General features: G+C 60.8%; 28 protein-coding genes. 10 read left to right on the forward strand and 18 right to left on the reverse strand.

Features of this window, described 5'->3' with window-relative positions; all coding sequences use genetic code 11:
* Window positions 1-13: 13 nt before the first annotated feature.
* A complete protein-coding gene (locus OQ248_RS15560) occupies window positions 14-532 on the forward strand; it encodes an acyloxyacyl hydrolase (protein WP_134828084.1) in 519 nt (172 codons plus the stop codon).
* 42 nt (window positions 533-574) lie between these two features.
* On the opposite strand, the gene OQ248_RS15565 is transcribed toward OQ248_RS15560, so the two are convergent.
* The 12 genes from OQ248_RS15565 to OQ248_RS15620 all read right to left on the reverse strand — a co-directional run bounded on the left by OQ248_RS15565 (window position 575) and on the right by OQ248_RS15620 (window position 10,598).
* On the reverse strand, window positions 575-880 hold the full coding sequence (locus OQ248_RS15565) for a YkgJ family cysteine cluster protein (RefSeq protein WP_114885496.1): 306 nt from the start codon (window positions 878-880) through the stop codon (window positions 575-577).
* Between the two features lie 52 nt (window positions 881-932).
* Window positions 933-1,424, reverse strand: coding sequence for a DUF2878 domain-containing protein (locus OQ248_RS15570; RefSeq protein ID WP_265813255.1), 492 nt, complete (start codon window positions 1,422-1,424; stop codon window positions 933-935).
* Entirely contained in the window at window positions 1,417-2,691 is a 1,275-nt protein-coding gene (locus OQ248_RS15575; RefSeq protein ID WP_265813256.1) for a cyclopropane-fatty-acyl-phospholipid synthase family protein, read from the reverse strand. Before OQ248_RS15575 ends, OQ248_RS15570 begins: the two co-directional genes overlap by 8 nt.
* Window positions 2,678-3,493, reverse strand: coding sequence for a DUF1365 domain-containing protein (locus OQ248_RS15580; protein ID WP_265813257.1), 816 nt, complete (start codon window positions 3,491-3,493; stop codon window positions 2,678-2,680). The genes OQ248_RS15575 and OQ248_RS15580 overlap by 14 nt, the downstream gene beginning before the upstream one ends.
* A complete protein-coding gene (locus OQ248_RS15585; RefSeq protein WP_265813258.1) occupies window positions 3,490-4,737 on the reverse strand; it encodes an FAD-dependent oxidoreductase in 1,248 nt (415 codons plus the stop codon). The genes OQ248_RS15580 and OQ248_RS15585 overlap by 4 nt, the downstream gene beginning before the upstream one ends.
* Window positions 4,734-5,516: an SDR family NAD(P)-dependent oxidoreductase gene (locus tag OQ248_RS15590; protein WP_265813259.1), complete on the reverse strand. Its 783-nt coding sequence runs from the start codon at window positions 5,514-5,516 to the stop codon at window positions 4,734-4,736. The genes OQ248_RS15585 and OQ248_RS15590 overlap by 4 nt, the downstream gene beginning before the upstream one ends.
* Entirely contained in the window at window positions 5,513-5,935 is a 423-nt protein-coding gene (locus OQ248_RS15595; RefSeq protein WP_085709303.1) for a nuclear transport factor 2 family protein, read from the reverse strand. The genes OQ248_RS15590 and OQ248_RS15595 overlap by 4 nt, the downstream gene beginning before the upstream one ends.
* On the reverse strand, window positions 5,928-7,373 hold the full coding sequence (gene phrB, locus OQ248_RS15600) for a deoxyribodipyrimidine photo-lyase (protein WP_265813260.1): 1,446 nt from the start codon (window positions 7,371-7,373) through the stop codon (window positions 5,928-5,930). Before phrB ends, OQ248_RS15595 begins: the two co-directional genes overlap by 8 nt.
* Before the next feature lie 20 nt (window positions 7,374-7,393).
* Window positions 7,394-8,335, reverse strand: coding sequence for a MerR family transcriptional regulator (locus tag OQ248_RS15605; protein ID WP_265813261.1), 942 nt, complete (start codon window positions 8,333-8,335; stop codon window positions 7,394-7,396).
* Window positions 8,335-9,288, reverse strand: a complete 954-nt coding sequence (locus OQ248_RS15610) for a DUF523 and DUF1722 domain-containing protein (RefSeq protein ID WP_265813262.1) — start codon at window positions 9,286-9,288, stop codon at window positions 8,335-8,337. The genes OQ248_RS15605 and OQ248_RS15610 overlap by 1 nt, the downstream gene beginning before the upstream one ends.
* Window positions 9,289-9,399: 111 nt before the next feature.
* A complete protein-coding gene (locus OQ248_RS15615) occupies window positions 9,400-9,615 on the reverse strand; it encodes a TIGR02450 family Trp-rich protein (RefSeq protein ID WP_248742720.1) in 216 nt (71 codons plus the stop codon).
* Window positions 9,612-10,598 carry an FAD-dependent oxidoreductase gene (locus OQ248_RS15620; protein ID WP_265813263.1) on the reverse strand — a complete coding sequence of 329 codons (987 nt, stop codon included), beginning with the start codon at window positions 10,596-10,598 and terminating at the stop codon, window positions 9,612-9,614. Before OQ248_RS15620 ends, OQ248_RS15615 begins: the two co-directional genes overlap by 4 nt.
* Before the next feature lie 197 nt (window positions 10,599-10,795).
* Between OQ248_RS15620 and OQ248_RS15625 the strand changes: the two genes are divergently transcribed.
* Entirely contained in the window at window positions 10,796-11,698 is a 903-nt protein-coding gene (locus tag OQ248_RS15625; RefSeq protein ID WP_265813264.1) for a TIGR01777 family oxidoreductase, read from the forward strand.
* Between the two features lie 13 nt (window positions 11,699-11,711).
* Window positions 11,712-12,734: a ferrochelatase gene (gene hemH, locus OQ248_RS15630; protein WP_265813265.1), complete on the forward strand. Its 1,023-nt coding sequence runs from the start codon at window positions 11,712-11,714 to the stop codon at window positions 12,732-12,734.
* A gap of 105 nt (window positions 12,735-12,839) precedes the next feature.
* Here hemH and OQ248_RS15635 read toward each other — a convergent pair whose 3' ends face one another.
* Both OQ248_RS15635 and upp read right to left on the reverse strand, forming a co-directional pair.
* Window positions 12,840-14,114: a uracil-xanthine permease family protein gene (locus tag OQ248_RS15635; protein ID WP_265813266.1), complete on the reverse strand. Its 1,275-nt coding sequence runs from the start codon at window positions 14,112-14,114 to the stop codon at window positions 12,840-12,842.
* A 2-nt stretch (window positions 14,115-14,116) separates the two neighbouring features.
* A complete protein-coding gene (gene upp / locus OQ248_RS15640) occupies window positions 14,117-14,755 on the reverse strand; it encodes a uracil phosphoribosyltransferase (protein WP_011335903.1) in 639 nt (212 codons plus the stop codon).
* A gap of 165 nt (window positions 14,756-14,920) precedes the next feature.
* Here upp and OQ248_RS15645 point away from each other — a divergent pair, with 165 nt between their 5' ends.
* From OQ248_RS15645 to OQ248_RS15655, 3 genes are all read left to right on the forward strand, one after another.
* Window positions 14,921-15,478 (forward strand): hypoxanthine-guanine phosphoribosyltransferase, encoded by a 558-nt coding sequence (locus OQ248_RS15645; protein WP_085709312.1) that lies wholly within the window; start codon window positions 14,921-14,923, stop codon window positions 15,476-15,478.
* An 86-nt stretch (window positions 15,479-15,564) separates the two neighbouring features.
* Entirely contained in the window at window positions 15,565-16,044 is a 480-nt protein-coding gene (locus OQ248_RS15650; RefSeq protein WP_085709313.1) for a hypothetical protein, read from the forward strand.
* A 63-nt stretch (window positions 16,045-16,107) separates the two neighbouring features.
* A complete protein-coding gene (locus OQ248_RS15655) occupies window positions 16,108-16,395 on the forward strand; it encodes a PA4642 family protein (RefSeq protein WP_007951679.1) in 288 nt (95 codons plus the stop codon).
* Window positions 16,396-16,469: 74 nt separating this feature from the next.
* On the opposite strand, the gene mqo is transcribed toward OQ248_RS15655, so the two are convergent.
* Together mqo and OQ248_RS15665 are read right to left on the reverse strand one after the other, a co-directional pair.
* Entirely contained in the window at window positions 16,470-17,978 is a 1,509-nt protein-coding gene (gene mqo, locus OQ248_RS15660; protein WP_114885473.1) for a malate dehydrogenase (quinone), read from the reverse strand.
* A gap of 736 nt (window positions 17,979-18,714) precedes the next feature.
* Complete coding sequence (locus OQ248_RS15665; protein WP_039766297.1) at window positions 18,715-18,948, reverse strand: hypothetical protein; 234 nt, start codon at window positions 18,946-18,948, stop codon at window positions 18,715-18,717.
* 191 nt (window positions 18,949-19,139) lie between these two features.
* On the opposite strand from OQ248_RS15665, the gene OQ248_RS15670 reads away from it, so the two are divergent.
* Window positions 19,140-19,724, forward strand: a complete 585-nt coding sequence (locus OQ248_RS15670) for a YajG family lipoprotein (protein WP_085709315.1) — start codon at window positions 19,140-19,142, stop codon at window positions 19,722-19,724.
* Window positions 19,725-20,005: 281 nt separating this feature from the next.
* Here OQ248_RS15670 and OQ248_RS15675 read toward each other — a convergent pair whose 3' ends face one another.
* Window positions 20,006-20,212, reverse strand: coding sequence for a hypothetical protein (locus OQ248_RS15675; protein ID WP_039766399.1), 207 nt, complete (start codon window positions 20,210-20,212; stop codon window positions 20,006-20,008).
* A 193-nt stretch (window positions 20,213-20,405) separates the two neighbouring features.
* Here OQ248_RS15675 and OQ248_RS15680 point away from each other — a divergent pair, with 193 nt between their 5' ends.
* Window positions 20,406-20,678, forward strand: a complete 273-nt coding sequence (locus OQ248_RS15680; RefSeq protein WP_114885469.1) for a hypothetical protein — start codon at window positions 20,406-20,408, stop codon at window positions 20,676-20,678.
* Window positions 20,679-20,727: 49 nt separating this feature from the next.
* Here OQ248_RS15680 and OQ248_RS15685 read toward each other — a convergent pair whose 3' ends face one another.
* Window positions 20,728-21,891, reverse strand: a complete 1,164-nt coding sequence (locus OQ248_RS15685) for a 1-acyl-sn-glycerol-3-phosphate acyltransferase (RefSeq protein ID WP_265813267.1) — start codon at window positions 21,889-21,891, stop codon at window positions 20,728-20,730.
* A gap of 142 nt (window positions 21,892-22,033) precedes the next feature.
* Between OQ248_RS15685 and OQ248_RS15690 the strand changes: the two genes are divergently transcribed.
* Window positions 22,034-22,216 (forward strand): CPXCG motif-containing cysteine-rich protein, encoded by a 183-nt coding sequence (locus OQ248_RS15690; protein ID WP_085709318.1) that lies wholly within the window; start codon window positions 22,034-22,036, stop codon window positions 22,214-22,216.
* 9 nt (window positions 22,217-22,225) lie between these two features.
* Window positions 22,226-22,486, forward strand: a complete 261-nt coding sequence (locus OQ248_RS15695; RefSeq protein WP_085709319.1) for a DUF2007 domain-containing protein — start codon at window positions 22,226-22,228, stop codon at window positions 22,484-22,486.
* Window positions 22,487-22,499 lie beyond the last annotated feature (13 nt).

Consider the following 22,499-nt stretch of genomic DNA (forward strand, 5'->3'; position numbering starts at 1 on the left):
AAGGATGTTTCAAGTGAAGCGACTATTCTGCTTGGCCGCGATTGCGGCCGCACTGATGGGGCAAAGTTTTACTGCACAGGCCGCTGGCGTGGAATTCGGGGTTGGAGCCACCAGCGATTCAACGATGACTTATCGCCTGGGAATGAATTTCGACTGGGACAAGAGCTGGTTGCAAAGCGACGTCGGTCGCCTGACCGGTTACTGGAGCGGCGCCTATACCTATTGGGAAGGCGACAAGGGCTCCAGCAACAACAGCCTGTCGTTCTCGCCGGTGTTCGTTTACGAGTTTTCCGGCGAGTCGATCAAGCCTTACGTCGAGGCGGGCATTGGCGCTGCGGTGTTCTCCAACACCGACTACGAAGGCAACAAGATCGGCCAGGCCTTCCAGTTCGAAGACCGCATCGGTTTCGGTCTGCGCTTCCATGGCGGGCACGAGGTGGGGATCCGTGCGACCCACTATTCCAACGCCGGCATGTCGAGCAACAACGACGGGGTAGAAAGCTACTCGCTGCACTACACAATGCCGTTGTAACACCCATGAAAAAAGGAGCGCCAAGCGCTCCTTTTTTTGTATTCAGCGATACGCCGTGGCAATCCCCTGGCGTTCGTCGATGCATTCCGGCGCGCCCATCTCGAATTCGCGGCAGATCAGCGGGCGTTTTTCGTAGATCGTGCACATCATCGTGTCGCGATCCAGCGCCGCACACCAGCCGTCGTCCAGACGCAGCATGACTTCCCCACCCCATTCATCGGTATCGATATAACGCTCGGGTACGCCAGTGTCGGTGATCAGCATGACTTCGAGCTGACAGCAGCAGGCCGCGCAAGTCGAACAGGTGACGGCGGGCTCGTCGATTGGCTGCAGGGGAATGGTTTTCATGGGCGCAGTGTACGGCAGTGACCCGCGCGCGTGTGAAAGCCCTGACGGACGATTACTGCACCAGCCGCCGCGACAAGAGGTGCAACAACGGAAACAGCAACGCCCACAACAGGCCGATGCCGATCAAAGTCGGTAACTCGCCATAGGGAAACTGCACCCCGGCCAGTCGCCCTCCGGCGCAGTACGACAACGCGCCACCGACAGCCCCGAGCACACTCGCCAGCCACCATGGCCGGGCACTCCATTGCAGGCAATGGCGCAATGTCGTGGCCAACAGTGCCCACAACAACATCAGCCACAGCGGAATCAGCGGCGACAGGTCCTTGAATTCAAAGACCCCGACACCGCGCAGGCCGCTGTCCACGGCGGTGCCCAGAATCACCACGCCGAGAATCAGCCGGCCCTCCGCCGCCCAGTTGCTGATCCAGCGCAGATGAATCACCAATACCGCTAGCGCCACCAGCAACCACAGGCTGTTGCCGCCGAGCACGCAGGCCAGCCAGCCGACCTGGAACAGTACCGCGTTGGCGATTCGCTCAAGCATCGAAGCGTCCGAGCAGTGGCGCCGGCATCGCCGCCGGTTTGGCCAGCAGCAATTGCGCGGTGCCGATGGTGCGTTCGAGGAAGCCGCCCTCGCAGTAACACAGGTAAAACTCCCACAGCCGCAGGAAATAATCGTCGTAGCCCAATTCGCTCAGGCGGCCGTGGGCGTGGCGAAAATTCTCGTGCCACAGGCGCAGGGTCCGGGCGTAGTGCAGGCCGAAGTCTTCCATGTGCAGCAAGTTCATGTCGGTGTCGCGGCTGACGATTTCGAGCATTTTCTGCACACAGGGCAGGGCGCCGCCGGGGAAGATATAGCGCTGAATGAAATCCACGCCGCGTTTTGCCTGCTCGTAGCGCTGGTCCCGGATGGTGATCGCTTGCAACAGCATCAGGCCGTTGCTCTTGAGCAGGTGCGCGCATTGCTTGAAGTAGGTCGGCAGGAAGCGATGACCGACCGCCTCGATCATCTCGATCGACACCAGTTTGTCGTACTGGCCGGTAAGGTCGCGGTAGTCCTTGAGCAACAGCGTCACCCGGTCCTGCAGGCCGAGGCTTTCGATGCGCCGGGCGGTGAACGCGTATTGCTCTTTGGACAGGGTGGTCGTGGTGACTTTGCAGCCATAGTGCTGCGCGGCATACAGCGCCATGCTGCCCCACCCGGTACCGATTTCCAGAAGGTGGTCGTCGGGCTCTAGTGCAAGTTTCTGGCAGATCCGCTCCAGTTTGTTCAGCTGTGCCTGTTCCAGGCTGTCGTCCGGGCTGAGGAACTGCGCCGCCGAATACATCATGGTCGGGTCGAGAAACTGCTCGAACAGATCGTTGCCGAGGTCGTAGTGCGCGGCGATGTTTTTCTGCGAGCCCTTGCGCGTGTTGCGATTGAGCCAGTGCAGACCGCGCACCAGCGGCCGGCCGATTTTCGCCAGTCCACCCTCCATGCCGTCGAGCACTTCGAGGTTGCTGACGAAGACGCGCACCACGGCGGTCAGATCCGGTGAACTCCAGTAGCCGTGAATGAAGGCTTCACCGGCGCCGATCGAGCCATTGCCTGCGACCATGCCCCACGCCGCCGCATCAAGGACATGAATCTCGCCCAGCAACGCACTGCCCGGCGTGCCGAAGACCTGGCGTTCGCCGTCCTCGATCACCACCAGTTGCCCATGTTTGAGCTGTGCGAGTTGACGCAGGACACCGCGACGCAGCAGCGAACCGGTGATGCCGTGGGTACTGAACGGGATGGCGGCTCTGGCCGAAACACTAGAGGATTTCATGGCGGTGCTCCTCGGGAGTCGCAGTGGCGGTTCGAAAGCTGTCGTCAGCCGTCCGATGGGGAAACAGCGGGGTACGCTTGAGCAGCAAGCGCAGGGCCTGCCAATAGATCGCGAGGGCGGTCTTCGCGGTCATCCACGGAAAGCGCCATAGATGCCGGTGCAGGTTGCGTCGATCAAGAGGTTCGCGTTTCAGGTTGAGCGTGGCGTCGAACAGTTTGCGTTCGCCCTGCCAGTCGGCCATGTGCACGCCCAGGGTTTGCGCGGCGGGGCTGAAGCTCATGCGGTATTCCAGATCCGGCGGCAGGAACGGTGACACGTGAAACGCCTTGGCCACGGCGAAGTGCTGGTGGAAGTCGCGCACGTTGGTCGGGGCTCGCGCCGGCAGCACATAGTGATAGCGCTCGCGCCACGGCGTGTTGCTGACCTCGCAGAGAATCGCCGCCAGTTGCCCGTCGGCTTCGTGGCAATAAAAGAAACTCACCGGGTTGAACGCCAGGCCCCAACTGCGCGGCTGGGTCAGCAGGCAGATCGAGCCCTGCGGCTCGTGACCGAGGGCCGCACCGACCTGCTGGCGCACTGCATCGATCAGTCGCACACCACGACTGGTGAAGGTCTTGAGGTAGTCGGTCTCGCGAAACGAGAACGGTGCAAAGCGGCTCGCACCGGCCAGTGGCGACAGGCTCAGCACGGCGTCCTGTTCGGCCAGGTCGAGATACAGCAGCCCGATCCGGTAACGGAACTCATGACGGCGCGGGGCGAATCGCCGGTGGGCGATCCAGCCACTGTAGAGCGCGCTGTTCACAGGCTTTCTCCGAACGCGGCGGCGACGCGTAAAGCGCTGACCACGCCGTCTTCATGAAAACCGTTGGCCCAGTAGGCGCCGCAATAATGGGTGTGCTGCGCTCCGTCGAGTTCGGCCCAGCGCTGTTGTGCCGCCACCGCTGCGAGGCTGAATTGCGGATGGCCGTAGGTGAAGCGGGCAAGCACTTTGGACGGGCTGATGCCGGCGCTTTGATTGAGGCTGACGCAGAACGTGGTGTCGCTCTGGATGCCTTGCAGGATATTCATGTCGTAGGTCACGGCCGCCTGGGTATGGCCGGCTCCACCGAGGCGATAGTTCCAGCTGGCCCAGGCCCGTTTGCGCATCGGCAGCAGACGGGTGTCGGTATGCAGCACCACTTCGTTGTCGGCGTAGGGCAGGGCACCGAGAATCTCCCGTTCGGCACGGCTCGGATTGGCCAGCAGACGCAATGCCTGATCGCTGTGGCAGGCCAGCACGACTTTGTCGAAATGTTCGATGCCGACGGGGCTGTGGATAACCACGCCGTGTTCGTTGCGTTCGATCCGGTTTACCGGACAGTTCACGCGGATCCGCTCTTTGAATGACGCGGTCAACGGGGCGAGGTAGGCACTGGAGCCACCCTCGATCACTCGCCATTGCGGACGATTGCTGACCGACAACAAGCCGTGGTTCTCGAAAAACCGCACAAAGAACTGCAGCGGAAAATTCAGCATCTCGGCCATCGGCATCGACCAGATCGCTGCGCCCATCGGCACGATGTAATGCAGGATGAAACGTTCGCCGTAGCCGCCGGCCTTGAGGTAGTCGTCCAGTGTGGTGTCGCTGGCGATCCGCTGTTCGACTAGGTCCCGCCGGGCTTCCTTGTTGAAGCGCAGGATGTCGCGCAGCATGCCCCAGAACCCCGGCGACAACAGATTGCTTCTCTGAGCAAACAGGCTGTCGAGGTTGTTGCCGTTGTATTCCAGGCCGGTGTCCGGATCGGTCACCGAGAAGCTCATTTCGGTGGCTTTGCTGCTCACACCCAATTGGTCGAGCAAACGGATGAAGTTCGGGTAGGTCCAGTCGTTGAACACGATGAACCCGGTGTCCACGGCATATTCGCGCCCCTCCACCGTGACTTGTACGGTGTGGGTATGGCCGCCGACCCAGGCGCCGGCCTCGAACACCGTGACGTCATGTCGGCGACCGAGCAGGTAGGCGCAGGTCAGGCCTGCGATCCCGCTGCCGACGATGGCAATGTTCACGTCGGATCCCGCAGCGGTGGACTGCTGCGCACCATGCGCTTGCCGATCGCCAGTTGTACTTGTGCGGGCATTTTAGACAGCGGCCAGAGCGCCGCCATGAACAGTGCCGGAAAGGCAATCTCCAGTGGCCGGTTCTTGAGCCTGCCGAAAATATGACTCGCCGCTTTTTCCGCAGGCCAGCTCAACGGCATCGGGAAGTCGTTTTTGGCCGTCAGAGGCGTTTCGACAAAGCCCGGACTGATGATCGTGATTTCAATGCCTTCGTCCGCCAGATCGATGCGCAATGACTCGAACAGATAACGCAGACCGGCCTTCGACGCACCGTACGCTTCGGCCCGGGGAAGCGGCACGTAGGTGACGGAGCTGGCCATACCCACCAGATGCGGCGCGATTCCTTTGCGCAGCAAGGGCAGGGCGGCTTCGATGCAATAGCTGCTGGCGAGCAGGTTGGTGCGTACCACGTGTTCGACGATCGTAGCGTCGAACTGTTTTGCATCGACGTATTCGCAGGTGCCGGCGTTGAGGATCACGCTGTCCAGCGATCCCCATTCCAGCGCGATCTGTTCACCGATTTCCCGCACGGTCTGGCTATTGGTGAGGTCCCCGGCCACGACCAGCACTTGCCCCGGATAGCGCTGTGACAATACTTTGAGCGTTGCGACATCGCGGGAACTGACCGCCAGGTGCGCACCGGTTTTCAGAATCTCTTCAGCCAATGCTGCACCGATGCCACTGCTGGCACCGGTCAGCCAATAACGGCGTGGCGTTGAACGGCTCATCCCAGTCTCCTTTTCAGCCAGGCGATTACCCGGCCCAATATGGGTAAATGTTCGTAAAGCAGCGCCCCGGCATCGAAGTAATCCCGGTGGCGATAAACTTTGTCACGCCAGAGCAGGTGCGAACAGCCCGTGACCCGTATCAGTCGTCCGCCGGCCAGGCGCGGGTGGCGGTAGCTCATGACCCAGCGCAGGTAGCCTTCGCAGTCGCCGATCTGGTCGAAGCCGTGGAAGTCGAACCGCAGCTCACTGACGTTGGCGTACAGCTCGCTGAAATAGTCGCGCAATTGCGTCAGCCCCTGCACCTCGTGCAACGGGTCGGTGAAATGAATGTCCTCGCTGTAGAGCGCGTCCAGGCTGTGCAGGTTGTCTTTGTTCAACTGCGCGAACTGGCGGGCGAAACGGCGCAGGAATTCACTCATGGCCTTCTCCGATAGACGCACGGGAGGGCAGGTTCTTGAACGCGGTCAGTGCCCGCTCCCGCGAGGTGCTCAGGTTGACGATCGGCGGCGGATAGTCCGCCACGCCGAACAGCCCGCCGGCACTCGCCGGGTTGTGCACGTCTTTCTTGTTCAGCCCGGCCAGTTCTGGCAGCCAGTGCTTGATGAACAGGCCTTCGCTGTCGAATTTTTCCGACTGGCTGACCGGGTTGAAGATCCGGAAATACGGCGCCGCATCGGTGCCGGTCGACGCGCTCCACTGCCAGCCGCCGTTGTTGGCCGCCAGATCGCCGTCGATCAGGTGGCGCATGAAAAAACGCTCGCCTTCGCGCCAGTCGATCAGCAGGTTCTTGGTCAGGAACATCGCCACCACCATCCGCAGGCGGTTGTGCATCCAGCCGGTTTCGAGCAATTGGCGCATGGCGGCGTCGATGATCGGCAGGCCGGTGCGTGCTTCCTGCCAGGCCGCCAGCTCCTGCGGCGCATCGCGCCAGGCCAGGGCTTCGGTTTCCGGGCGGAACGCGCGATGGCGGGAAACCCGTGGGTAGCCGACCAGAATGTGTTTGTAGAACTCGCGCCACAGCAGTTCGTTGATCCAGGTGACCGCGCCGACCTTGCCGCTTTCGAATTCACCCTGATTGCTTTGCAGCGCGGCATGCAGGCACTGGCGCGGCGAGATCACCCCGGCCGCGAGATAGGCCGAGAGCTGGCTGGTGCCGGGCTTGGCCGGGAAGTCGCGCTCGCTTTTGTAGTAGTCGATCTGCACGTCGGCGAAGGTGTCGAGACGTCGTTGGGCTTCGGCTTCGCCGGCGGGCCACAGGTTGCGCAGGGATTGGCCGGGTGTCGGGAATCCCTCGATGGAATCGGGTACCGAATCGCTGGCGATGTTCAGCGGGGCCTGTGCGAACGGCACCTTTATCAAGGACGGCATCGAACGATGCAGACGCTCATAGCAGACCTTGCGGAACTGACTGAACACCTGAAAGTAGGTACCGGTCTTGGTCAGCACGCCGCCGGGTTTAAACAGCAGCTGATCCAGATAACTGTGAAACGCGATGCCTTCGGCCTGCAATGCCCGGGCAACGGCCGCATCGCGGCGGCTTTCGTGGACGCCGTATTCTTCGTTGACGTGAACGGCTTCGACCTTTAACTGCCGACAGAGCTCAAGCAACACCGCCGGAGCCTTATCCCAGTGCGGGGCGCTGCGGATCAGCAACGGGATGTTCAGCTCGCCGAGACTCTTGCTCAATTCCCGCAGGTTGCGCAGCCAGAAATCGACCTTGCAGGGGGCGTCGTCATGTTCCTGCCATTGTTCGGGGCTCAACAGGTACACGGCCACGGTCGGGCCACGCTCGGCGGCGGCCGTCAGGGCGGTGTTGTCATGTTGGCGCAGGTCGCTGCGCAGCCAGATCAATTGCATGGTGTTCTCTGCACGAATCATTAAATCAATCCACGCTGAAGGAGTGCCCGATGTGCCGACAAGGGATCTTCGGCCAGGTACAGATCAGCGATCTCGGAGGTTCTTACGGACAACTCGGCGTGGTGGATGCACACCGTTGGTCCGGCAATCATTTTCGGGCAACTGATGCCATTCAACAGTTTCGGCAACTGCGCCAGGTTCATGGCCTTGCTGGAATACAGCAGTACGCCACGGGCTTGCAGGTGATCGACTGCCAGTGCCAGCTCCCCGGCCGGCAACGGCCAGTCGAACACCTGCACCGGGCAATCGGCGCTGCTGATCAGCCAGGCGCAGAGCCACAGGTGAGGCTCCAGCAATAAATCCGATTGGTTGACCAGCAGCAGCGGCGCTGTGCGCAACTGACGATTGTTATGGTAGATGCGTGCGCCGAATTTGCTACGCAGCCAGGCGTGAAAGAACACCCGTTCCATCTGCGCACCGAACTGGCCTTGCCAGCGCTGTTCGAGTTCCGCGAGCAACGGCATCAGCAATTGCTCACACAGGGTTCGCGGCGGGTACAGCGCCATTGCCTGGTTGACGCTGTCGTCGAGGCTGCGCTCGTTCAATTGCGTGACCGCCAGCAGCGCGGCCTGGTGCAAGGGCTGCCATTCGTTTTCCAGCGGCTCGTTGACGGTTTGTGGTGTGTCGAGCAGCGGTTTGACCAGACTGACCGCCACACCACGGTTGAGCCAGGTGAGAATGTGCTGGATGCGCTGTACATGGTCGGCCGAATACAGGCGATGCCCCTTGGGCGTGCGCTGGGGCACGATCAGCCCGTAACGGCGCTCCCAGGCTCGCAGGGTGATCGCATTGACGCCGGTCTGGCGCGCAACCTCGCGAATCGGCAGCCAGCCTTCGTCGAGGGCTTTCTTGAAGTCGGCGCCGAGGTCTTCACGGGCGCTGGTGTCGGGTGAGTCGTTCATCAAATGGCGTTTCGCAGGCTGAGGTTTTCCGGGTGCGGTTGCAGGTAAACCTGTTGCGCGATGTATGGATCGGGGTGTTGACGAAAGTGATGCTTGAGCAGCGTCAGCGGCACCACCAACGGCACGATGCCGTGGCGGTACTGGCCGATGACGTGCTGCATTTCCTGTTTGTCTTCAGCACTGATGGCCCGTTTCAGGTAACCGCTGATGTGCTGCAACACGTTACTGTGGGTGCGGCGTGTGGCGCAGGTGCTCAGCGCCGCCATCAACTGGCTGAAGTAGCGCGGGCCGAGTTCTACGGGATCGGTCTGGCCCATGTTGCCCAACAGATTGCCCAGCGCCTTGTATTGCACCGGGTTGTGGGCCATCAGCAGGTATTTGTAGCGCGAGTGGAAGTCGGTGAGGGCGCGGCGGCTCAGGCCTTGTTCGAGCACCTGTTGCCAGTCGCTGTAGGCGAACACCCGAGTGATGAAATTTTCCCGCAGGACCGGATCGTTCAATCGTCCGGCTTCCTCCACCGGTAGATCTGGGTGCCGGGCACAGAAGGCCTGGGCGTAGATCCCGCGCCCGCTGCCGATCGGCGCGCCGTTGTGGTGATAGACCTTGACCCGCTCCAGCCCACAGGACGGCGATTGCTGCATGAAGATGTAGCCGCAGATGTCATCGAGTTCGGTGGCCATTTTCTGGCCATAAGCGGACAGCGCATCGGTGACGTCGGTCTCGCGATGAACCGTCCCGAGAGCCTGTGGGTGATCCGGGTCGCCCACCAGACGAATCGGCTCGCGGGGAATGCCCAGGCCAATCGCGACTTCCGGACATACCGGGACGAAATCGAAATATTCAGTGAGTGTGTGGGTGCACAGCCGTGATGCCTTGTGCCCGCCGTTGTAGCGCACTTCGGCTCCCATCAGGCAGGCGCTGATGGCGATCTTGGGTGGGGACGGTTCGGACATGACGGCACCTCGAATCTGAATTTGTACAGAATATTTATTCTGTACAACATTCCTTCAGCATAGATTCAAAGGTGTACAAGTCAAATTATTTGTACAAGATTTTGGCGGGAGCTAGCGCCAGCCCATTTTCCAGTGTGCATCGTCCTGCAATGCATGCCAGTCCAGTTGCGTGGTACGCCTGGTCAGCACTGCCTGCATTTCGATCTCCAGCACCGTGCCGTCCTCGTCGCGGAACAGTTCGGTCACCAGAAAATGCTTTTCACGGTTTTGCGGGAGGGCTGCTGTCCATTTCGACAGCAGCAGTTTTTGCGGATTGATGCGGTTCACTGCAGGTGTTCGTGCAAGCGGCGTGCAGCTTCCTGGCCACTGAGCCACGCGCCTTCGACCCGGCCCGACAGGCACCAGTCGCCGCACGCATACAGACCCAGATCGGCATCCGCCAGCGTGCCCCACTCATGGCTGGTGGCCGGGCGGGCGTAGAGCCAGCGGTGGGCGAGGCTGAAAGTCGGTGCGGGCATGGCGCTGTGCAGCAACTCGGCAAAGGCGCCGTGCAACTGCTCGATCACGGCTTCCTTGGAGAGGTCGATGTGCTGCCGGCTCCAGGCGCTGGTGGCGTGCAGGACCCAGGTGTCGAGGGTGTTGTCGCGTCCGGGTTTACTGCGGTTGCGGGCCAGCCAGTCGAGCGGACTGTCCTGTACGAAGCAGCCTTCGATGGGGGTATCCAGCGGTGTATCGAAGGCGAGGGCGACGGCCCAGGTCGGGTCCATCTTCACTCCGGCGGCGGCACCGGCCAGTTTCGGCGCGGCGGCCAGCAACGCGGTGGCCTGTGGTGCAGGCGTGGCGATCACGACGTGGCTGAACGGGCCGTGAGTGAAGCCTTCTGCGTCTTGCAGGTGCCAATGTTCTTCGCCGCGATAGACCTCGGTGATCCGGCAGGCGAAATGCACTTCCAGACCATCGAGCAAGCCTCGGGTGATGGCGCTCATGCGCGGTGAGCCGACCCAGCGGGTCTGCTCGTCCGGCGACAGGTTCAGTTGTCCGCCATGAAAGGTATAGAGCTGCGGTGTCCACTCGGCGACCCAGCCGTTGCTTTGCCAGCGCTGGACTTCGGTGACGAAGCGTCGGTCGCGGGCCGTGAAATATTGCGCGCCCATGTCCAGGGAGCCGGCATCGCTGCGCTTGCTCGACATGCGCCCGCCGCTGCCGCGGCTTTTATCGAACAACTGGACGGTGTGCCCGGCCTCGGTCAGGGCCTGGGCGGCGGAGAGCCCGGCGATGCCGGTGCCAATGATTGCGATAGGTACAGTCATAGGGGCCTCGTTTACCTTTCTGTACAGACTACGCCGTGGATGAAACCTGTACAATTTTGTTTTCTGGTATAACTTCCAGCGTTTTCGTTCTGACAGCTTGGCCTATTGTTAAACAATAGAGCCTGTCCGATAGAAAAGATCCCTGCTTATAAAAATAGACTAGTGATCGAAGTAAAACGCCACGCGAGGAAGATGTCATGCACATATTGCTGACCGGCGGTACTGGATTGATCGGACGTCAGCTCTGCCGGCACTGGTCGGGTCAGGGCCACCGGTTGACCGTGTGGAGCCGTCGTGCGGAAAAGGTCGCGAAAATCTGCGGCGCTCAAGTGCGTGGCATCGCGCGTCTGGAAGACCTCGGCGATGAACCGGTCGATGTGATCGTCAACCTTGCCGGCGCGCCGATTGCCGACCGGCCGTGGACCCATCGGCGCAAGGCGTTGCTGTGGAGCAGTCGGATCACGCTCACCGAAACGTTGCTGGCGTGGCTGGAACATCGCGGGCAGAAACCGTCACTGCTGATTTCAGGCTCGGCGGTGGGTTGGTACGGAGACGGCGGCGAACGCGAATTGACCGAAGAGTCGCCACCGGTGGTCGACGATTTCGCCAGCCAGCTGTGCATTGCCTGGGAGGAAACCGCGCAACGGGCCGAAGCGATGGACATTCGCGTGGTGCTGGTGCGGACCGGGCTGGTGCTGTCGGCCGAGGGCGGTTTTTTGTCGCGCCTGTTGCTGCCGTTCAAACTCGGGCTGGGCGGGCCTTTGGGTAATGGTCGGCAGTGGATGCCGTGGATTCATATCGACGATCAAATCGCCCTGATTGATTTTCTTCTGCACCGCGATCAGGCGAGTGGTCCTTATAATGCGTGCGCGCCGAAGCCGGTGCGCAATCGCGAATTTGCCAAAACGCTGGGCAGCGTGTTGCACCGCCCGGCGTTCATGCCGATGCCGGCTCTGGCCCTGAAGGTCGGGCTCGGCGAGATGTCATTGCTGTTGCTGGGTGGTCAACGGGCCACGCCGGCACGCTTGCTGGAAGCCGGATTCAAGTTCCGGTTCACGGATTTACGCGCGGCCCTGGACGATCTCTCCAGCCGCCTCTGAAATAGGACGTTGCATGACCGATCACGCCTTGCTTCTGGTCAACCTGGGTTCGCCGGCCTCCACTTCGGTGGCCGACGTGCGCAGCTACCTCAATCAATTTCTGATGGACCCGTACGTGATCGACCTGCCGTGGCCGGTGCGGCGTCTGCTGGTGTCGCTGATCCTGATCAAGCGTCCCGAGCAGTCGGCCCACGCCTACGCCTCGATCTGGTGGGATGAAGGCTCGCCGCTGGTGGTGCTCAGCCGTCGCCTGCAGCAACAGATGACATCACAGTGGACCCACGGCCCGGTTGAGCTGGCCATGCGTTACGGGCAGCCGTCGATCGAGTCGGCGCTGCTCAAACTGGTGGCGGCAGGGCACAAACGCATCACCCTCGCGCCGCTTTATCCACAGTTCGCCGACAGCACCACGACCACCGTGATCGAAGAGGCCAAGCGGGTGGTGCGCGAGAAAAAACTCGATGTGCAACTGTCGGTGTTGCAGCCGTTCTACGATCAGCCGGAATACCTCGACGCCCTGGTGGCGAGCGCCCGGCCGCACTTGCAGCAGGATTACGATCATCTGTTGCTGAGCTTCCATGGTTTGCCGGAACGGCATCTGACCAAGCTCAATCCGGGCCATCGCTTCGACGGTCATGGCGATTGCTGCGCCGGTGCGCCGCCGGAAGTGGTTGCGACCTGCTATCGCGGCCAGTGCCTGCGTACGGCTGCCGAGTTTGCCAAGCGCATGGGCATCCCGGATGGCAAATGGTCGGTGTCGTTCCAGTCACGGCTGGGCAAGGCGAAATGGATCGAGCCGTACACCGAAGCGCGGCTGGATGAGTTGGCCAAAAGCGGCGTGAAGAAGATTCTGGTGATGTGCCCGGCGTTTGTCGCCGATTGCATCGAGACCCTGGAAGAGATCGGCGATCGCGGCAAGGAACAGTTTCGCGAAGCGGGAGGGGAGGAGTTGGTGCTGGTGCCGTGTCTGAACGATGACCTGCAATGGGCGAAGGCGTTGGCGACGTTGTGTGAGCGGGCGCCGTTGGCCCTCTGAAAGTCAAAAGCTTCGCGGGCAAGCCCGCTCCCACAGGAGATCAAATGTGGGAGCGGGCTTGCCCGCGAAGGCTATCTGACAGACAAGCTGATCTGACTGCTGGAATCAGAGCAGCGGCTCATCCGCCTTCTTGTGTTTCCAGCTGTCGTTGCCCGGCAGGATCAGGTTCAGCGCAATCGCCACCACCGCGCACAGCGCGATGCCTTTGAGGCCGAAATCGTCGGGACCTGTGCCGGTGCCGACCAGCACACCGCCGATCCCGAACACCAGGGTCACCGAAACGATCACCAGATTGCGCGCCTCGCCCAGATCGATCTTGTGACGGATCAGGGTGTTCATCCCCACCGCGGCGATCGAACCGAACAACAGGCACAGAATCCCGCCCATCACCGGCACCGGAATGCTTTGCAGCAGGGCGCCGAACTTGCCGATGAACGCCAGGCTGATGGCGAAGATCGCCGCCCAGGTCATGATTTTCGGGTTGTAGTTCTTGGTCAGCATCACCGCGCCAGTCACTTCGGCGTAGGTGGTGTTGGGCGGGCCGCCGAACAGGCCGGCTGCCGTGGTGGCGATACCGTCACCGAGCAGCGTGCGATGCAGGCCCGGCTTCTTCAGGTAGTCGCGACCGGTCACGCTGCCGACCGCAATCACGCCGCCGATGTGTTCGATGGCCGGAGCCAGCGCCACCGGGACGATGAACAGGATCGCCTGCCAGTTGAACTCCGGCGCGGTGAAATGAGGCAGTGCAAACCACGGGGCCGCCGCAATCTTCGCGGTGTCGACGACACCGAAATAGAACGACATGGCGAAACCCACCAGCACGCCGGAGATGATCGGCACCAGGCGGAAGATGCCTTTGCCGAACACCGCCACGATCAGCGTGGTGAGCAGCGCCGGCATCGAGATCATCATCGCGGTCTGATAGTGGATCAGTTCCGAGCCGTCACCGGCCTTGCCCATCGCCATGTTGGCGGCAATCGGCGCCATGGCCAGGCCAATGGAGATGATCACCGGGCCGATCACCACCGGTGGCAGCAGACGGTCGATGAACCCGGTGCCTTTGATCTTCACGGCCAGGCCGAGGAAGGTGTAGACGAAACCGGCCGCCATCACGCCGCCCATGGTCGCAGCGAGGCCGAACTGGCCCTTGGCGAGAATGATCGGGGTGATGAAGGCAAAGCTCGACGCGAGGAACACCGGCACCTGACGCCCGGTGACGATCTGGAACAGAATCGTGCCCAGACCTGCGGTGAACAGTGCCACGTTCGGGTCAAGGCCCGTGATCAGCGGCATCAGCACCAGGGCGCCGAAAGCCACGAACAGCATCTGCGCGCCGGACAGCACCGTGCGCCAGAGCGGATCGTTGAACTCATCCTGCATGGTCAAGCGTCCTTCTGCTTGGTGCCGAAGATCTTGTCACCGGCATCGCCAAGCCCAGGAATGATGTAACCGTGCTCGTTGAGTTTCTGATCGATGGACGCGGTGTAGATGATCACGTCCGGGTGAGCCTGCTCGACGGCGGCAATGCCTTCCGGCGCAGCAACCAGCACCATCGCGCGGATGTCCTTGCAGCCGGCCTTCTTCAGCAGGTCGATGGTCGCAACCATGGAGCTGCCGGTGGCGAGCATCGGGTCGATGATCATGGCCAGGCGTTCGTCGATTTCCGGAACCAGTTTTTCCAGATAGGTGTGGGCCTGCAGGGTTTCTTCGTTACGGGCAACGCCGACGGCGCTGACCTTGGCGCCCGGGATCAGGCTCAGCACGCCTTCGAGCATGCCGATGCCGGCACGCAGGATCGGCACGACGGTAATCTTCTTGCCGGCGATTTTCTCGACCGACACCGTGCCGCACCAACCTTCGATATCGTAGGTTTCCAGCGGCAAGTCTTTGGTAGCTTCATAGGTCAACAGGGCACCGACTTCCTGAGCGAGCTCGCGGAAATTCTTGGTGCTGATGTCTGCACGGCGCATAAGGCCAAGTTTGTGACGGATCAGCGGATGGCGGATCTCTTGGATGGACATGGGGAAAGGCTCCGGCGGCGGGCAAAAAAACCGGCCTAGATTAATCTATCCGAGGGTGATGTCCTATAGGACATACAGTACGTTAGTCCACAAATGCTTGATTCGGCCGTGCGGGATGCGTACCTTTGCCCGCTTTTCCGAAACAGACCCCCCTTGGAGAGCGCCATGTCCGCTGATCTCGAGCATATCCGTCAAATCATGCGAGAGGCTGACTGCCTGTACACCGAAGCTGAAGTCGAGGCTGCCATTGCCCGCGTCGGTGCACAAATCAACGAACAACTGGCCGAGAGCAACCCGGTGGTGTTCTGCGTGATGAACGGCGGGCTGATCTTCTCCGGCAAACTGCTGACCCATCTGCAGTTCCCGCTGGAAGCGTCCTACCTGCACGCGACCCGCTATCGCAACGAAACCAGCGGCGGCGACCTGTTCTGGAAAGCCAAGCCGGAAGTCTCGTTCATCGACCGTGACGTGCTGATCATCGACGACATCCTCGACGAAGGTCACACCCTGGGCGCGATCATCGACTTCTGCAAACACGCCGGTGCCCGTGCCGTGCACACCGCGGTGCTGATCGACAAGGACCACGACCGCAAGGCCCGTCCTGACCTGAAAGCCGATTTCGTCGGCCTGCCGTGCGTTGACCGTTACATCTTCGGTTACGGCATGGACTACAAAGGCTACTGGCGCAACGCCAACGGGATCTTCGCCGTCAAAGGCATGTAAGAGTCCCCTGAAAGATCGCAGCCCCAGGCTGCGATCTTTTGCTTTAAAGGCTGCTAAAGTGCTCGGCCCGCCCTCCGGAGCCTGTCATGAGCCTCTTGATCCGCAGCTGCGCCGCCCTGTTGCTGACCCTCAGCCTGCCCCTGGCCGCCGCCCCGATGCACAGCCAATTCCTGCCGCCCGACGACCTCACGCTGCGGGATGCCGAACCCGAGCAGCAGCAACTGTTGCAGGTCACCGATTATTCGGTCGTCGTGGGTGCCCAGCGTCAGTCCAATCAGCAGCCGATTCCGGTCACCTCGCCATTGATGATCCGCCTCAAGGGCAAGTCCCTGAACAAGGGCGCGACGATCAATCAGGTACTGGTCAGCTTCGATGGCGAAAGCAAAAGCCTGAAAAAACCGGTGTACGACGATCAGCGCAAGACCCTGACCCTGTTCTATCCGCTGGCCCAATACCGGGTGATCATCGATCTGCTGCGCAATGACACCGTGTATGTGCAATTTCTCAGCTACGCCAACGGCCACATCTGGGCCGATCTGCACACCGGCAGCACGCGTGCGCGTTGAGCCCTGTGCCCGGGCGGGGGTAAACTGCCCGCCCCGTGAAATGTCTGCGAGCTGGAGTCGGCAATGCGTAAAGATAAGAAGCAAGTGATTGGTGACGAGATCGGCGATGAGCAGATCAAGCTGTTCCTCGATTTTGAGCCGGTCGACGCCACTTCGCCGTCGCTGCATAAGCTGGTCAAGGCTTACCGTGGCCTGCGTATCGACGATTTCGAGCGTTTCCTGACGTTCTTCGTTGCAGCCGGTTATGACGTGGACGGCAAGGACGAGCACGGCAAGACCTTCGTCGACCAGATCCGCGATCAACGCAACGCCCCGGAATACATCGAGCTGATCGAGAAAGCGCGCGGCTGAAAGCCGAAGTTTTCCACAGGTATAAAAAAACGCCCCGCACTCAGTGAATGCGGGGCGTTTTTCATGGAGCCGAATCAGGCGTAGCTTTCGGTCTCGTTACTGGCTTCAACCAGTTCCAGCGCGACGTTGTTGTGCGCGTTGATCTTGCGATACAGCGCAGCGTCGGTTTCCAGGACCTTTTCACGGGCCGGGAAGATTTCCGCCAGTTTGGCCGCCCACTCACCCTTGGCCTTGGCCGGGAAGCACTTCTCGATCAGTTCCAGCATGATCGAAACGGTCACCGAAGCACCTGGCGAAGCACCGAGCAGGGCGGCGAGAGAGCCGTCTTTCGCCGCCACCAGTTCGGTACCGAACTGCAGAATGCCGCCTTTTTTCGGGTCTTTCTTGATGATCTGCACCCGTTGACCGGCCACTTCCAGGCGCCAGTCTTCGGCTTTCGCCTCCGGGTAGAAACGGCGCAGGGATTCCAGGCGCTGCTCCATCGACTGCATCACTTCGCTGACCAGGTATTTGGTCAGGTCCATGTTGTTCTTGGCCACGGCCAGCATCGGGCCGATGTTGCCGGCGCGAACCGACAGCGGCAGGTCCATGAAGGAGCCGTGCTTGAGGAACTTGGTGGTGAAACCGGCGTATGGCCCGAACAGCAGGGACTTCTTGCCATCGACCACGCGGGTGTCCAGGTGCGGCACGGACATCGGTGGCGAACCCACGGCGGCCTGGCTGTAAACCTTGGCCTGGTGGTGCTTGACCACTTCCGGGTTGTCGCAACGCAGCCACTGGCCGCTGATCGGGAAGCCGCCGAAGCCTTTGCTTTCTTCGATGCCCGACGCTTGCAGCAGCGGCAGGGCCGCGCCACCGGCACCGAGGAATACGAATTTGGCGTCGACTTCGCGGCTGCTGCCGCTGTTGACGTCCTTGATGCTGACAGTCCAGCCGTTGGCGTTACGCTTGAGGCCGGTCACGCGCTTGCAGTATTTGACCTGGGCATCCGGAGCGCTGGTCAGGTGCTTGAGCAACTGATTGGTCAGCGCGCCGAAGTTGACGTCGGTACCGTTCATCACGCGGGTGGCGGCGAGCACCTGGTCTTTCGGACGACCCGGCATCATCAATGGCATCCACTCGGCCATCTTCGCCTTGTCTTCGGTGTATTCCATGTCGGCGAAGGCGTGATGCTTGTGCAGCGTGTTGAAGCGTTCCTTGAGGAACGAAACGCCTTTTTCACCCTCGACGTAGCTCAGGTGCGGCACCGGGCTGATGAAGGACTTGCACGAGCCGAAGGTGCCTTTCTTGGTCAGGTACGACCAGAACTGCTTCGACACCTCGAACTGGGTGTTGATGTGTACGGCTTTCTTGATGTCGACGGTGCCGTCGGCATTCTGCGGCGTGTAGTTCAGCTCGCAGAGGCCGGCGTGGCCGGTACCGGCGTTGTTCCACGGGTTGGAACTTTCCGCGGCACCGGAATCCATCAGTTCGACGACTTCCAGCTTGATCGCCGGGTCGAGTTCCTTGAGCAGCACTGCAAGGGTGGCACTCATGATGCCGGCCCCAACCAGAACTACGTCGACTGCTTCGTTATGCGCCATTTAACGCGTCTCCAAAATCTGCAGCACCAAATTGTCGGCATGGCTGCCAGGTGTCCGGGGCAGGTCAGTTACGCCCCAGGTACCCATGGCCAGGTTTGCCATGTCCGAATCTTCGCAATTTTTCGCAACTTCGACGGATGCGTGCGGCCTGGCTTCAAGAGTCACATGAACTCATTTCAGCACGTGGCTGGCAATTCGACTTATGGTCGAGACATCCGTTTGTGCAACCAAATCCGTAGCGGACAGGCTTCAGGCTCCGGTATTCGAGGCGTACCCGTTCCTGTGTCGTTGGGCTGTTTCAGACGCTAATGGTGCATGTTCAGACGCAAAACTATTCATTTGCTCGCCACACTCTTGTGAAGTTGTGAAAACCCGTTTTTTTCACGCTCTTTTGAAGACGTGAACCTCAAAAAGGGCTGTCCGGGCCTGGCACCGTGCCCGGAAGGTTTGCCGCCACGCGATACATGGGCAGGCAAAACGGGCAAACAACTCAGTGACCGAGCGTCATGACAGCTCTGCAGATTCGCGAAAAGCGGGGATTTGCCAGGGAAACAGCAAGCACGCCAGCTTCACTCGATCTGTGTGGGCGGCTCTCTGTGGGCGATTTGGATGCCAATGCAAGCGCATTGACGCTGTTGCGGGGCCCGATCAGGAGACGTCCTTATAATCGGGGGGAGATTGTATCGAAGAAATGCGGGGAGTTGGTCGAGTTTAATGACTTTTATTAGGCATCCGGTCAGATGCTCAACATCGCCTGGGCACGTGCGCGAGGGCGCTGCTGTTCGACCCGGGCACTGGCCGGCAGAGGCTGGTGCAACCAGTTGAGGCGGATTTCCTCGATTTCGACCCAGCCGTCACCCATTGGCTGCAGGCTGCACTGCTTGAAAGCCTGGCAATGGCCGTTGCGGTCGAGCAGGGCGAAGCTGCGGTGCAGCGGGCGTGGAGCGAACAACGAGATCAGATAGCGCATGGTGTGTGTTCCTTCTTGAGATCTGTGACGAAGATTGTCAAAAGACCGTGAAGCGAACATGTATGGAGGGTGAACAATCTATGACAGGAACCGCGTGCAGTGGGGTTTGTCTGAGATTTCAGTGCTGGTGACCCGCAGTGGCCCACCGCTATACTGCGGGCCTGTCTGTGCCTGATTCTGGAGAGAAGAGCATGTTGCAACGCCTGTTGTTCGGTTTGATCACTGTGACCAGTTTGACCCTGGTTGGCTGCGCCCACAGCCCGCAACAACTGAGCCCGGAACCGAAGCTGACCACTCAGCTGGCACCGGTGGGCCATGGCCAGCCTGTCGTGGTTCGCGTGGTCGACGGTCGTCCGTCGCCAACCCTGGGCACCCGCGGTGGCCTGTACCCGGAAACCAGCGCCATCACCGTCCAGCGCGAGCAGATCGTGCCGAAGTTGCAGGCTCAGGCCGAAGCGGCCGTGCGTCTGCTGGGCTTCACCCCGTCCAACGGTGCGATGAATGCTCCGCAACTGACCGTGACCCTGACTGAACTGAAATACCAGTCGCCGAAAGAAGGCATGTACGTGACCGAAGCCACCATCGGCGCGACCTTCCGCTCCGACGTGCAGAGCGGCAACCGTCGCTACAGCGGCCGTTACGGTGCCTCGCTGGACCAGCGTTTCGGCATGGCGCCGAACCAGGAAACCAACACCAAACTGGTCAGCGACGTATTGAGCGATGCGCTGACCCGTCTGTTCAAGGATCCGAGCATCGGCCAGATCCTTGCCGAGTAACTGTTCGGTCGATGTGAAAAAGCCCGGGGGCAGTGATGGATTCGGGCTTTTTTGTGGGTGTCAGGGTTGGAATTTGTGTCGTTTGAACTATCGCCTCCCCCTCACCCCAGCCCTCTCCCCCAAGGGGGGCGAGGGGGAAAGGGAGCAGATTGGGGCTACTCAAATTTTGAGTTCGACTCGATAGTTCAGGTCGGTGTAGCTCAAATATTCACCTCGGTCGGTCCCCTCTCCCTCCGGGAGAGGGCTAGGGTGAGGGTGCTTTTGATTTAAAGCTTTTTCGTTCAAGCGGCTTGCGAATAGAAGTCGAGAACGCTGACACCGGTCAGCAGATCGGTCTCGGGCAAGTCCGCATGCTGGTGCCCGCCGAGGGCGCAATACACCAGCCAGTGACGGTCCTGAACATTGAAGGCCAGGCTGCCGACGAGGGTCTGTTGTTCGTCGGACGGGGAGATGAGGTACAGGCGATCCTGGTTTTCAGCGTGAAGCATGTCGCATTCCGTTTACGTTTCGAGGCGCGCAGGGTGGCCGAAACAAATGACGATGCCGTGACACAGGACAGCCATCGGTCGATTGATGGGTAATTTGTCGCAAAGGGTAGGGCAGTGGGGGAGGGTTTCGGTAGAATCCGCGCCGCGGTCGTCGGTCTGGCGTTCGCCATTCCGGTTTAGATTGAGGTCTGTGATGCACTTGATGACGCTGTTTACCGCCCATCCCGCCAAACTGATCAACCTGCTGGCCCTGCTGTTGGCCTTCCCGGGCAGTTGGCTGCTGCACGCGACCCGTCGGCGTGAGCAACGGGCGATGGCCAGTATCGCGGCCCAGCGCCAGAGCCAGCCTGACCAAGAGCCGGTGCTGGACTGGGCGACCCTGCGCATGAACCGGTTCTTCTATCGTTTCGGTTTCGCCTGTCTGGGACTGGCGTTGCTGATTTCCTGGATCAGTACCCGCTATTGAACGAAAAACGGCGCCCGAAGGCGCCGTTTTTGTATCCGCTCGAAACCGCTTACAGCGGCAGACCAGCCTTGACCCGGTACTGATTGCGCACCGGCGTCGCATATTGCAGCACCAGATACGGACGATGTTCCTCAGGGCAGGCGTCCAGACGGCTTTGCCATTCTTCCTGGGCCTTGGCCAGTTCTTCGGCACCGAACACCTCGGCAGCCTTCGGCACGTTCAGTTGCGGATCGGCATCCGCCCACTGCGCGTACGCCAGGTAATGCACCGGGAACAACCGGTAGCCGCCGAGAATCTGCTTGTCCATCTCGACCGCCAGTTGCTTGGTGTCTTCGAACAGTTCGGTGATCGGCGCGGCGAAATTCACGTGCACCCGGCCCTTGTAGCCGGTGATGCCCTTGGCGATGCTCACATCATCTTCGCCCGGCGCCTTGCTGTAGGTGCCGGTGGTGGCGCGGATGTACAGCTCGCGGGCCTTGGCCTGATCGCACGGGTCGTATTCGTAGCTGATCGATACCGGCGTCAGGTTCAGCGACTGGATGACCTCGCCGAACGGCTCGTCCTTGCGGCTCATGTGGAACATCTTGAGGATCGCCGACTCGGTGCGGTCGTCGCCGTCCTTGGCCCGGCCTTCGGCCTGGGCGATCCAGATCGAGGCGCAATCATTGCGGATCGAGTGGTTGATGTAGGCCGACAGCAACTGGTACGCGGCCATTTTCTCGCGGCGCCCGGTGATCGAGCGGTGCACGATGAAGCTCTTGTTCAGGCGCATCAGGTCGCTGACGAAAGGCTTTTGCAGCAGGTTGTCGCCAATCGCGATGCGCGGCGTCGGCAGGCCGGCGTGATACACGGCGTAGTTGACGAAGGCCGGGTCCATCACGATGTCGCGGTGGTTGGCGATGAACAGATAGGCGCTGCCGGACTTGAATTGCTCGACACCGGTGTAAGTCACGCCGTCGGTGGCGCGCTCGATGGTGTGGTCGACGTAGAACTCGACCTTGTCCTGCAACGTCGCCACCGATGTCACGTCGGCGAACTCACGACGCAGCCGATGGGCTATAAGTGGTTTGAGCATCCAGCCGAAGGCACCGGCGAAACGCGGGAAGCGGAAGTGGGTGAGGATATCTAGAAACGCCTTGTCGCCGAGCAGTCTTGCCAGTACCGCAGGTACTTCGCTGTCGTCGTAAGGTCGGATGGCATCGAATTCGCCCATCATGCTCTCTTGTTGGAAACGGCTAGGGTAAGTAAAGGTTTTGATCGAAAACCAACGGGGCACGGTCTGAAAAAGTAGCCAGACAAAAATAGCCCTGCAAATAGACCGGCGATTATACGCACAAGTCACCCGGGAGACCGCGATGCTGGAAAGCGCACTGTATGAATGTCCGTACTGTGGGGAGGAAGTCGAGACGACAGTGGATCTGTCGGCGGGTGATCAGACCTATATCGAAGACTGTCAGGTGTGTTGCCGGCCGATCACCTTTGTGTTGCAGGTCGATGGTCAGGACTGGTTTCTGGAAGTGTTCAGCGAAAACGAGTGAGGTGCGCCCATGCAGCGAATCTACGAGCCGGAAAACCTGATGGAAGGCGAAATGCTCAAGGGCATGCTCGCCAGTGAAGGCATCGAGGCGCATCTGGTGGGGCGCGATCTGCTCGGCGGCACCGGCGAGCTGCCGATCTTCGGTCTGCTGGGGCTTTCGGTCGAGAACGATCAGGCCGAATACGCCCGCGAACTGATCAGCGCGTACAATGCCGCGCTGCCGCTGCCCGGCGATGAGCCGGAGAGCTTCCCCGGTACGCTGGTCTGTTAGGCTGGCGTTCGTT

It is taken from the genome of Pseudomonas sp. COW5, from assembly GCF_026240005.1.
Lineage (GTDB): Bacteria > Pseudomonadota > Gammaproteobacteria > Pseudomonadales > Pseudomonadaceae > Aquipseudomonas > Aquipseudomonas kribbensis.